The following is a 12,796-nucleotide window of genomic DNA, read 5'->3' on the forward strand; positions in this document are numbered from 1 at the left end:
GGTCGGGCTCATCCGGAGACAGGGCGCAGCGCCTTGGCCACCACCGCGCCGATCATGGCCATCGGCGCGGGTTCGGTCATCTCGTAGTGGCCGCACGGCACGGCGTGATCGGTCATCGATCCGTCGACGTACGGTCGCCAGGCGTCCGCCTTGCCGGGGGCGAGCGCGAGATCGGAGCCGTCGGTGCGCGCGTCCTCGGTGGCGCTGAAGAACAGCACCTCGCCGCGGTAGACGCCGGGGTCGAACTGCGGTGCGATGCGCAGGTTGTTGCGCATCACGTCGGCGATCGCCGTGGCCTCGGCGCGTGTCACGGGGGCCGGTCCGGTGCCGTCGGCCGCGCCCTCGCCGATGCGCGCCAGCACGCTGTCGACGTCCGGGACCGCGGTGTCCGCGTCGACCGGCAGACCCGCCACGCGCATCAGCAGCGCGGCCACCTGCCGCTCGGCCTGCTCCGGGTCGTGGAGGGTGCCATCCGGCTGCGGCGCGTCCAGCATGGCCAGCAACTCGACCCGCTCGCCCCGTTCCTGGAGCGCGCAGGCCATGGCGTGCGCGACGAAACCGCCGTAGGACCAGCCCAGCAACCGGTAGGGGCCCTCGGGCTGGGCCTCGCGCACGAGGTCCACGTACGACGCCACCATGGACATGGCGTCCGGCGCGGGCGGGCGGGAGCCGTCGAGTCCGTGGGCCTGGATGCCGAACACCGGCTGGTCCGGGCCGAGATGCGGCAGCAGCCCGGTGTACCGCCAGGAGACACCCGCACCGGGATGGACACAGAACAGCGGCGCCTCACCGCCCTCGCGGCGCAACGGCAGCAGGGGGCGCAGTGCCTCGGAGGACGGGCCCCGGCGGGAGCCTGCCGCTTCGTCGGCGCCCGCCAGCAGCCCGGCGACCGTGGGAGCGGCCAGCAGTGAGGCGGCCGGCACGTCCAGCACACCGGCCGAGCGCAGCCGGCCCGCGAGGAGCACGGCCCGCATCGAGTCGCCGCCCAGGTCGAAGAAGTTGTCGTGGACGCCGATGCCGTCGATGGCGAGCTGCTCCTCCCACACCTCGGCCACCGCCCGCTCCCGGTCCGTGCGGGGCGCCACATGCTCGGTCGTGAGCAGCGGACGGGGCATCCGTCCGCCCCCGGAGTCCACGTGCCTCGGCTCCTCCGCCGCCCTGGGGCCGGTGCGCGCGCCCGGGGCGTCGATCCAGTGCCGCCGCCGGTCGAAGGCGTACCCGGGCAGCCGTGTCCGGCGCGGAGGTCCGGTGGGATCCGTGCCGTCGGGGAGGGCCGAATCGACCCCGGCCGCCCACAGCCGGCCCAGCGCACCGGCGAGGACGAACCCGTCGGGGCCGTCGGCCTTGGCATGCCGCATGGTCGTGACCGTCACCGGCTCCTCGCCCTCCAGCCGGGCCCGAGCGAGCTTGGTCATGCTGTCACCGGGCCCGATCTCGACCAGCACCGGCCGTCCGTCGGCCCACAGCGTGCCGATGCCGTCGGCGAACCGCACGGTCCGCCGGGTGTGGTCGACCCAGTGGCGTACGTCCGTCGCCTGCGCGGCGGTGATCCAGGTACCGGTGACATTGGTGACGTACGGGATGCGGGGCGGTCGCAGCCGCAGGGTGCGCAGACGGTCCGCAAAGGTGTCGAGGATCGGGTCGAGGACGTGGGAGTGGGCGGCGGCGGGCATGCGCAGTCGGCGGAACGGCAGGTCCCGGCGGGTGAGTTCGGCCTCGAACCGGGCCACCGCCTCGGCCTGGCCGGCGACCGTGCAGGCCGCGGGCCCGTTCACGGCGGCCAGCGACAGGTCCGGGCCGAGCAGCGGGGCGACGGCGTCCGCCGGGGCGGCGACGCCGACGGTGGCCCCACCGCAGGAGGCGATGAGCCGGATGCGCTCGGCGACCACCGGCAACATCTCGTCGAGCTCCATCACCCCGGCCAGACAGGCCGCCGTGTACTCGCCCAGGGAGTGCCCGATCAGCGCATCGGGCCGCACGCCCTGCTCCATGAGCGTCCTGGCCAGGGCGTACTCGGTGACGATCAGCGCGAGGAAGGCGGGGGCACTGCCCGGCTCGACCCGCTCGAACAGGGCGGTGCGCAGATCGCCGCCGATGACCGGCCGCAGGACGCGCGCACAGGTGTCCACGGCGTCGCGGTAGACGTCGTTGTCCCGGTACAGCTCGGCGCCCATGCCGACGTACTGGGTGCCGCCGCCGGGCAGCAGGAACGCCACCCGCGGCGGATCGTCGGGGACGGGGCCCACCGGCGGCTGCGGGGTGCGCAGCGCGGCCACCGCCTCGGCCGCCGACGTGGCGCTGACGGTGAGCCGGTGGCGCAGGGCCGGGCGCTCGGTGCGCAGGGAGTGCGCGACGTCGTCGAGCCGCAGTTCGGGGCGGCGTTCCAGATGACGGGCCAGGGCCTCGGCCTGACCGCGCAGCGCGCCCGCCGTACGCGCGGACAACGGCAGGACGTGTCGCCGGGGCGTCTGTGCCGGCCGGGGCGGCTCCGGGGCGGCCGGTGCCTCCTCGACGATGACGTGGGCGTTGGTGCCGCCGACCCCGAAGGCGCTGATCGCCGCCCGGCGCGGATGGCCCGCATCCGGCCACTCCTCCAGCTCGGTCGGCACCCGGAACGGACCGGCCGCGAAGTCGATCAGCGGATTCGGCGCGCCGAAGTGCAGGCTGGGCGGTATCCGCCGGTGCTCCAGGGCGAGTACGGCCTTGACGAACCCGGCGATTCCGGCGGCCGCGCCGAGATGCCCGATGTTGGTCTTCACCGAGCCCAGCGCGCAGAACCCGCGCCGGTCCGTGGACTGCCGGAACGCCTCGGTCAGCGCCGCCACCTCGATCGGATCGCCGATCCGTGTGGCGGTGCCGTGCGCCTCGACCAGCCCGATCGTGCCGGCGTCGATGTCGCCCTGCGCCTGCGCGGCCAGGATCACCTCGGTCTGGCCCGCCGCGCTGGGCGCGGTGAACCCGACCTTGCGGCGCCCGTCGTTGTTGACCGCCGAACCCCGCACCACCGCCCGGATCCGGTCGCCGTCGGCGAGCGCGTCCTCCAGCCGCTTCAGGACGACCGCCCCGACCCCGTCGCCCGAGGAGGTGCCGGCCGCGTCCGCCGCGAAGGCCCGGCAGCGCCCGTCCGGCGAGAACGGCCCGTCGGGCACGTGCCGATATCCGAGGAGCGCCGAGGGGTTGAGGGACACCGCCCCGGCGAGCGCCAGGTCGCACCGGAAGTCCAGCAGGTCCTGGCACGCGGTGTGCAGCGCGACCAGCGCCGTGGAGCACGCCGTCTGCAGCGACAGACTCGGCCCGGTGAGCCCCAGTTCGTAGGAGATCCGGGTGGCCAGCGTGCCGAGCGAGTTGGCGGTGGCCGCGTGCACCAGCGCCACCGATCCCGGCTGACCGGCGTAGCGGGGGTGGAGGTGCGCCGGGTAGTAGCGGCTGTCGCCGGCGCCCGCGTAGACGCCCGTGGTGATCTGCTGCGCCTCGCGCACCTGCCCCGCGTCCTCCAGCGCGTGGTACGCCGTCTCCAGCAGCAGCCGCTGCTGCGGGTCGACGACGGCCGCCTCGGCGGGGCTCATGCCGAAGAAGTCCGCGTCGAACCGGTCGATGCCCTCGACCACGGACGCCATCCGGACCAGGGTCGGGTCCTCGAGGTCCTTCGGGGCGCCGCCCGCCGCGAGGAACTCCTCGTCGGTGACGGGCCGTACCGCGTCCCGGCCGGCGGCGAGGTTCTCCCAGAAGGCGTCGATGTCGTCCGCGCCCGGGAAGCGCGCCGCCATGCCGATCACGGCTACGGCGGGCACCTCCTCGTCCGGCGGGGTGGTGGGCTCAGCCATCGGTTCGGTCCTTCCGTTCCCGTACGGAGCGACGGGCGCCGCGGGCCGCCCGCTGCCGCTGTGCCTGCTGCCTGGCCCGGTCCAGGCCGGTGGGCCGGTCCGCCGCGGGTGCCGCCTCGGCCTCGGTGGCGCCGACTCCGCTGTCGGACAGGTGTCGGGCGAGCGCCCGCACCGTCGGATGCGCGAACAGGTCCACCACGCCGAGATCGCAGCCCAGTTCCTTGTTGATCGCCGTCTGGGCGCCGACCAGGAGCAGAGAATTGCCGCCCAGGTCGAAGAAGTTGTCGTCCCGGCCGACCCGGTCCCGGCCCAGCACCGTGCACCAGATGCCGGCGAGCCGCGTCTCCAGGCCACGCGACTGCTCGCCGGAATCCGGGGCTTCGGACCCCGCGGCCGCCGTGCCGGCCGACCGCAGCACCCACGCGTGGCCCTCCGCGCCCCGGGCGGCGTCGCGGCACAGCGCGCCGAGGTCGGTGCCCTCGTCGAGGGCGACCCTCGCCGCAAGCCGTCGCACCCGCCGTACGGGGCCCACGACATGACTGCGCACCCACGGCGCCGTACGGTCCGCTCCGATCAGTACGTGCGGCTCGTCCAGGGAACGCGCGAGGTCGAACGAGCGCAGCGCCGCCGCCGGGTCGAGAACACGGTAGCCCCGGGCCTCGGTCAGCGAGGTGAGACCGTAACCCCGGCTCATGCCGCGCTCGCGCCACATGCTCCACGCCAGACTCTGTCCGGGCAGCCCCAGGTGACGGCGGTGCACGGCCAGCGCGTCCAGGAGGGCGTTGGCGGCCGCGTACGCGGAGTTCATGGCGCCGCCGAAGTAGCCGTTGACGGAGGAGAAGGTGACGAAGGAGTCGACCGGGTGCTCCGCCGCGACCTCGTGCAGTGCCCAGGCGCCGCGGACCTTCGCGTCCAGGGCCGCCCGCCAGCTCTCCGTGTCGAGCTCGCGCACCGGCCGTTCGTCGAAGGCACCGGCCAGATGCAGCACCGAGGTCAGGGGCACACCCCAGGCCTCGGCCGCCTCCGCTACGGCGGCGCGCACCTGCGCGGTGTCGGTGACGTCGGCCCGCACATGGCGCACCTCCCCGAGCTGTGCGAGCCGCCGCAGCTCCTCGCCGGGCGCACCACGGCCGAGCAGCAGCAGCCTCGTTCCGGGCGTCTTCAGCAGATGCTCGGCGATCTCGACGCCGACACCGCCCAGACCGCCGCTGACGAGATGGAACCCGGCGGTGGACGGCTGGGTGCGCGGCAGCGGGTCGGGCAGGGGCGCCAGGCGGCGCACATACCGCAGCCCGTCACGGTGGGCGACCTCGGCCTCGACGGGTGTGGCCGTGAGCTCCGCGAGCAGCGCGTCCACGTCCCAGTCCGGCGCCAGGTCGACATGGACGCTCCGCAGCCAAGGGTGTTCCTCGCGCAGGGACTTGAGCAGACCCACCGTCGTGGCGTGGTCGCAGCGCGGCCGGTCCAGGGGCGTCACGGCGTGCGCGCCGGCCGTGGCGAACAGCAGCGGGAGCGGGCGCTTCGGATCGTGTGCGTCGATCAGCGCACGGACGAGGGCCAGCAGCGACTCGGCGGGGTCTGTGTCGCCGGCGGAGCCCAGGCGGATCACGGCGTCGACCTCGCGCCCGTCGGCACCGAGCCGTTCCAGCACGGCGGCGAAGTCGTCGACCTCCGTGGGCCGTACGTGGTACGTGGCGGCGTCGATCCGCTCGTACGCCTGACCGTCGGTGAGCACCGTGCACAGCCCGCCCTCGGCCCGCAGCCGTCCGGTCACGCGTGCGGTGGCCTCGGGATCGCCCCCGGCCAGTAGGAGGACGTGCCGCCCCGCCGCTCCCATGGGCGGACGGAGGGCGTCGGCCCGCTGCCACACCGGCCGCAGGAACCAGTCCGGCAGCGTGGCCGCACTGCCGAGCAGCACCTGCGCTTCGCGGACCGCCGCGTCGAAGTCGCCCGCTTCGAAGGCCTTGCGGAGCCTGGTGCGCTGGATCTTCCCGATCTCGGTCTTCGGGATGTCCTGGGTACCGACCGGGATCAGGAAGGCGGGGCTCACGCCGATCTCCCGGGTCACCTTGCCGCCGATCTCGCGCAGCGCGGCGGCCGGGGCGTGGCCCTCGGCCAGGTGGAAGAAGAGGGCGAGTTCGTCGGTGGTCGCGGACGGGTCGGAGCGGACGGCGACAGCGGCCGTGAAACTCCGTACCACACAGGCGAGTTCCTCGACGCAGGCCTCGATCTCGTGGCTGTAGTGGTTGACGCCGTTGACGATGATGACGTCCTTGGCCCGGCCGGTGATGTACAGCTCGCCGTCGCGTAGGAAGGCCAGGTCGCCGGTGTCGAACCAGCCGTCCTGCGTGAACGACTCCGCGTTGGCCTTCGCGTTGTCGTAGTAGCCCTGGGTCACCGAGGTCCCGCGCACCTGGAGCCGTCCGACATCGCCCTCGGCCATGACGGTGTCCCGGTCGTCGACGATCCGCATGGCGAACCCGGGATAGGGCAGCCCGCAGCTGACGAACGACTCGTCGTGGCCCGGCGGTTCGGCGGGCAGCACGCTGTCGGTGACCACCGAGCAGGTCTCGGACATGCCCCAGCCGGGGTGCATGACGTCCTGCGGCAGCCCGAACGGGCGCAGCACGTGCACGAAGCGGCGCGCGGCCGAGGCCACGACGACCTCGCCGGCGTTCATCACCAGCCGCATCGGCGACAGGTCCCAGGCGCGGCCCTCGAACCGGTGGGCCTGCTCGGCGAAGAGCCCGAAGGCGAAGTTGGGCGCCCAGGTGACGGTGACGCGGTGCCGGTCGGCGAGGTCGGCCCAGCGCAGCGGATCCTGCAGAATCCAGGAGGTCGGCGCATGGATCTGCCGGCAGCCGAGATACACGTCCCGCAGGTGGAACATCACCACACCGGTCACATGGTCCAGAGGGATCCAGTTGAGGCTGACGTCGTGCTCGCCCAGGCCGTTCATCGCCTCGGTGGCCGCCGACCGGGTCAGCACGCCCCGGTGGGTGATCCGCACGGCCTTGGGCAGCCCGGTGCTGCCCGAGGTCATCAGCATCAGCATCAGGTCGTCCGGTGCCGCCTCGTGCCAGTCGTGGTCCTCGGGCGCCTCACGCAGCGCGTCGGCGGTCGCCAGCCGCAGCCCCGTCCAGCCGTCCCGCTCGGCCAGCTCCCGCAGGCCGGGCGCGTCCGGCGGCGAGGCGACGATCCACGGCCGGTCCAGCATCCGCCAGATGCCCTCCAGCTTGGTGACGGCGGCAGAGGGGGTGGCGTAGGAGGTGGGCACGGTCAGGGGCACGGCCACGAACCCGCCGAGGACACAGCCCCACAGCACGGCCACGAAGTCCTCCGTGTCCGAGCACTGGAGGATGACCTGATCGCCGGGGCGCAGCCCCTTGTCCCGCAGTCCGGCCAGGACGCGCGAGGCTTCCTCGGCGAGTGAGGCGTAGCTGCGGCGGGTCTCGCTGCCGTCGGCGCGCACGTGCACGATCTCGCCGTGCGGCGTGGTCGCCGCGCGGGTGAGGGCTTCCGCCCAGCCGGAGACGGACGGCTCGGGCAGGAGAGGGCCCTCGCTGAGGGCAGGGACGCGGTCGGTCCGGGGCGTGGCCTCGGGGGAGGCCTCCGGCTGGGTCCCGGGCCGGGGCGGCCCGGCGTGGATCCGGCCCAACTCCTCGGGAACGTCCTCCGGTTCGACCGTCGCCTCGCGGACTCCGGTGAGCCGCTCCAGCTCCCGCTGCCAACGGGCGGCGGCCGTGCGGTCGACGGCGGGCAGGGCGCGCAGGGCATCGATGTCCAGGGCACCGTCCGGGGTGCGCGGCAGCCCGTTCACGGCGGTGACACGCGCCGCGTCGAGGGTCTGCGCCACCTGTCCGGCCCGGCCGGGCACCACGTAGAGCGACGGCGGATCGGAGGGGTCGCGGGGCGGCAGCGCGACCGCGTCACGCACACCGGCCACCTCCAGAGCCACGGTGGCGAGGTCGGCGGGCCGGCCCTGCGGCTGCGATCCCCGCGCGGGCAGGTCGCTCACCCGCAGCGCCGGATCCGCGCACACGGCATCGAGGGCGGCGGACAGCGCCTCGGTGAAACGGGCGGCGGTCTCCGGGGCGAACAGGTCGGTGGCGTACTCGACATGGAGGTCCAGGCCCCCGGGCGTGCCCCCCTCGTCACGCCGTTCCAGGACGTCCACGAAGAGGTCGAGCTTGGCGGTGCCGGTGGCCGTGGGCCGCAGCGGCGTCTGCCGGCCGTCGAGTCGGAGCAGTGCCGGTTCGTTGTTCTGCAGGGCCAGCATGACCTGGAACAGCGGATGGCGGGCCGGGTGCCGGGGCGGGTTCAGGTCGTCGACGAGCACGTCGAACGGCAGATCCTGGTGGTCCAGGGCCGCGAGGTCGAACCGCCGTGTCCGCGCGAGCAGTTCACGGAAGTCCGGGTCGTCCGAGGTGTCCGTGCGCAGCACGAGGGTGTTGGTGATCAGCCCGATGACGTCGTCCAGCGCGGCCTCCGAGCGTCCGGCCACCGGCGTGCCGATCACCAGGTCGGTGCCGGCGTCCCACCGCGACAGCACCGCGGCCACCGCTGCGTGCAGGACCATGAACAGACTCGCGTCCTCGGCCTCCGCCAGCCGCATCAGCCGCCCGTGCAGCTCCGCGTCCACGGTCGCCGACACACTCGCGCCGGCACCGGAGGCCACGGCAGGGCGGGCCCGGTCGACGGGCAGGGTGCTCTCCGCGGGCAGCCCGGCGAGGGCCTCGCGCCAGAATCCGGTCAGCTGCTCCAGCCGGCCGGGCCCCTCGGGCGCGGGGGCCAGGACCCCGCGCTGCCACAGCGCATAGTCGGCGTACTGCACCGGCAGCGGCTTCCCGTGCGGCGCCCGGCCCTCCCTGCGGGCCTCGTAGGCGGCGCCCAGATCCTCCGCCAGGGGCCGCAGCGACCAGCCGTCGGCCGCGCTGTGGTGCAGCACGAGCAGCAGCGTGCGGCGCGCCCCGGTGCCGACGACCGCGGCCCACAGCGCGCTCTCCCTCGTCAGGTCGAAACGATGCCGGCCCGCCGCGATGACCTGCGCGTCCACCTCCTCGGCCGGGCAGTCCACGATCCGCAGCTGCGGACGCAGCGTCCCGGGCGGCAGGATCCGCTGGTGCGGACCGTCACCGTCGTCCGCGAACACCGTGCGCAGGCTCTCGTGCCGGTCCATGACATCGGCGAGCGCCGCGTGCAGCGCCGCCACGTCGACGTCGTGCTCCAGCGGGACGACCAGCGGAATGTTGTACGTCGCCGACGCACCGTCCAGCCGGTTGAGGAACCACATCCGCTCCTGCGCGAACGACAGCGGTACCCGCGCGGGACGCGCCGCCGCCTCCAGCGCGGGCAGCCTGGCCGCCGCGTCGGACTGCTCCTGCAGCCGCAGCGCGAGCGCGGCGGGCGTGGGCGTCTCGAACAGCACGGCCATCGGGATGTCCCGGCCGGTCTCCGCACGCAGCCGGGCCAGCAGCCGTACCGCCAGGAGGGAGTGTCCGCCCAGGTCGAAGAAGTTCCCGGCCACGCCCACGGAGTCCTCGGGCAGCCGCAGAACCTCGGCGAACAGACGGCAGACCAGGGCCTGTTCGATCGTCGTGGGGCGTTGTCCCGCGGCGGCGTCGGTGAAGTCCGGCTCGGGCAGGGCCCGCACGTCGAGTTTGCCGTTCGCGGTCAGCGGCAGCGCGTCGATCAGCACGCACGCGGCCGGGACCATGTGTCCGGGGAGCCGCTCGGTGAGATGGGCGCGCAGACCGGCGGGGCTCGGGCGGTGTCCCTCGACGGGTACGGCGTAGGCGACGAGCTGCGGGTCTCCGTCCGCGGTCCGCCGTACGACGACGGCCGCCGCGGCGACCTCCGCGTGCTCGGCGAGCACGGCCTGGATCTCGCCGGGTTCGATACGGAACCCGCGGATCTTCACCTGCTCGTCGCAGCGTCCTCTGTACTCCAGGATGCCGTCGGCCGTACGCCGGGCGAGGTCGCCGGTGCGGTACATCCGCGCGCCGGGCGGGCCGAACGGGTCCTCGACGAACCGCTCGGCGGTCAGCTCGGGCCGTCCGAGGTAGCCGGGAGCCAGACCCGCCCCCGAGACGTACATCTCGCCGGTGACCCCGGGCGGAACCGGCCGGAGTGCCGCGTCGAGCACGTGGACGCACAGGTCGGCCAGCGGAGCGCCGATCACACTGGGCCGGCGTGGATCGTCCAGGTGGGCGCGGGTCAGGCGCTGGAAGGTGACGTGAACGGTCGTCTCGGTGATGCCGTACATGTTGACCAGCGCGGGCGCGTCCAGTCCGTACCGCCCCGCCCACGGCAGCAGCCGCTCGGCCCGAAGCGCCTCACCGCCGAACACGACGTAGCGCAGCGCCGTTTCGGCGTGCTCGCCCGCCAGATCCGCCTGCATCAGATGCTCGAACGCGGACGGCGTCTGATTGAGCACCGTGACCCGCTCGTCCCGCAGCAGCCGCAGGAACTCGCGCGGCGAGCGGCTGACCGCGTACGGCACGACGACGAGCCGTCCGCCGTGCAGCAGCGGGCCCCACAGTTCCCAGACGGAGAAGTCGAAGGCGTACGAGTGGAACAGCGTCCACACGTCGTCCGCGCCGAAGTCGAAGTGCTCGGCGGACGCTTCGAACAACCGCAGCACGTTGGAGTGCGGGACGGGGACGCCCTTGGGGCGGCCGGTGGACCCGGAGGTGTGGATGATGTACGCGATGTCGTCCGCGCCCGTGGGGCCGGTGCGGTCCGCGTCGCCGAGGTCGCCGGCCGGACGTGCGGCGAGATCCTCGTCGGTCTCGGGGCTGCCCAGGACGACGGTCGGCGCCGGTATCGCGGGCAGCGCCCCGGCGGTCTCGGTGTCGGTGACGAGCACGGCCGGCGGCACGTCCTCGGCTACCAGCCGCAGCCGCTCGGCCGGGTGACCGGTGTCCAGCGGCAGATAGGCGGCACCCGTCTTCAGCACGGCGAGCAGCGCCACGACGAGGCGCGTCCCGCGCGGCAGCGCCAGCGCGACCACCTTGCCCGGTCCCGCACCGTGCCCGACGAGCAGCCGCGCCAGCCGATTGGCGTCCGTGTTGAGTTCGGCGTAACTGAGGCGTTCTTGCTCGTAGGTCACCGCGACGGCGTCCGGGACACGCGCCGCCTGCTCCTCGAAACGCCGGGTGAGGGTGCCCGTGACGGTGTACGTGCGCCGGGGCCGGGTCTCCGGTTCCTCGCCCGGCAGCAGCAGCGGGACGTCGGCGAGCGCCGACGGCGCCTCGTCGGCGGTGAGCCGGTCCAGCAGCAGGAGGAACCGCCGCAGATGGTTGTCCAGTTCGGCCTGCTCGTATGCCCCCGGGTTCGCGTCGAAGGCCAGCCACAGGCCACCGGCCTCGGCTCCCGGACGCACACTGATCTGCAGGTCGTCGACCGCGCCGCCGGACAGGTGGTGAGAGGTCGAGGGATGCCCGTCGAAGGTCAGGTCCTCGGAGAAGGGGACCATGTTGACCACCGGTCCGTGCAGCTGCCGCCCCGCGCCCAGCAGACCCAGGTCGCGGCGCACGAACTCGCCCCGGTACTGCTGGTGTCGGCGCAGCGACCGCAGCTCCTCGGCCACGGACCGCATCAGTTCGGCCGGGGGCGCGGTGGGGGAGACGGTGACGCGCAGCGGCAGGATGTCGGAGGCGGTGCCCGGGGTGCGCAGCGCGGCCGACCCGAGCCGGCTCATCGTGGCGAGGCCCAGGACCAGGTCGTCGGCGCCGGTCATGCGGTGCAGATACGCGGCGATGGCACCTACGAGCAGGTCGGTGCGGGAGACCTTGATGCGGGCCGCCGCCGCGTCGAGCGCCTCGGTCCGGGCCGGTGTGAGGTCGTGCGTGGCCCGCAGGAAGGGCGCCTCGGGCGGGGCCGTGCGGTCGGTGAGGCGGACCGGCTCGGGCAGACCGGCGAGCCGGGATGCCCAGAATTCACGGTCCCGGTCGTGACGCTCCGAGGCCAGATAGGCGGCCTCCTCGGCCTGGAGCCGCGCGACCGGCTCGAACCCTGCGGGCTCCGGCTCGCGGCCGGCGGCGAGCGCGGTGTAGGTATCGGCGAGGCGACGGGCCACCAGCTTGTAGCTGTAGCCGTCCAGCAGGATGTGATGGGCCCTCAGGAACCAGATGAAGCGGTCCTGCCCCAGCGTGATCAGTGCGTGCGAGAACAGCGGCCCCGAGACGAGGTCGGTCGCCGTCGCCAGCTCCCGGCGGACCCAGTCCTCGGCGGCGGCCCCCGGGTCGGGCTCGGCACTGACGTCGACGCGGTGCAGCGGCCAGTCGCCCGGGTCGTCGGCCGGAGCGCAGCGGGGGCCGTCCGCGGTGTCGGCGAAGCGCAGCGCGAAGGTGTCGGCCTCCGCGACGGTGCGGCGCAGCGCGGCCTCGAACAGGCCGGTGTCGACCGGGCCGTGGATCTCCACGTACTCGCCGGTGTTGTAGGCGGCGGCGTGCGCCGCCAGCCGCCCGGCGAACCACAGACCCTCCTGGGCTCCCGACAGCTGTCGACGTTCGTGCTCGTGGACTGACATGGCACCAACCCTCAATGGCGAGCGGTATTCACACGAATCACTGGACGGTCCCGGCCGAGCGGACGGATGGGCCGTATCCGATGACGCGCCCGCCGGCCGTCGGGCCGTCGCGCAAGGCGCTGTCGAAGGGGGAATACGACAGGAAAGGCCGGGAAATGGAAGGCGCGCGGCAGGACGCGCGCGGGGAATCGCCTGGTCAGGTGGCGATCATCTTCCGCCGTCTCACTCTGCACGACCGGTCGTAGGCCAGTCAAGGGCGCCCGGGGACGGCTCGAATGACGCCGGGGACAAATTCAGGGAAAAACTTCTCGGGCGCTTCAACCGGCTTTGCCCGGGCGGGGAATTGATTTGAGACATCCTCGCCGGAGGCCCTGTTGCCGACGCCACGGAAGCGTGCCGGACGGTGGACGGCCAAAGCGGCGGAGCGAGCGTGGGAGGG

Annotated in this window: 3 protein-coding genes; 1 reads left to right on the plus strand and 2 read right to left on the minus strand. The window is 73.9% G+C overall.

The window, feature by feature from the left end; translation table 11 throughout:
• Positions 1-8: 8 nt before the first annotated feature.
• Both ACZ5DS_RS06905 and ACZ5DS_RS06910 read right to left on the minus strand, forming a co-directional pair.
• Positions 9-3,824, minus strand: a complete 3,816-nt coding sequence (locus ACZ5DS_RS06905) for a type I polyketide synthase (RefSeq protein WP_468234801.1) — start codon at positions 3,822-3,824, stop codon at positions 9-11.
• Positions 3,817-12,357, minus strand: coding sequence for an amino acid adenylation domain-containing protein (locus tag ACZ5DS_RS06910; RefSeq protein WP_468234802.1), 8,541 nt, complete (start codon positions 12,355-12,357; stop codon positions 3,817-3,819). Before ACZ5DS_RS06910 ends, ACZ5DS_RS06905 begins: the two co-directional genes overlap by 8 nt.
• Before the next feature lie 14 nt (positions 12,358-12,371).
• Between ACZ5DS_RS06910 and ACZ5DS_RS06915 the strand changes: the two genes are divergently transcribed.
• Entirely contained in the window at positions 12,372-12,602 is a 231-nt protein-coding gene (locus ACZ5DS_RS06915) for a hypothetical protein (RefSeq protein ID WP_468234803.1), read from the plus strand.
• The last annotated feature ends 194 nt before the right edge of the window (positions 12,603-12,796 follow it).

The organism is Streptomyces sp. NPDC031100, from assembly GCF_055570785.1.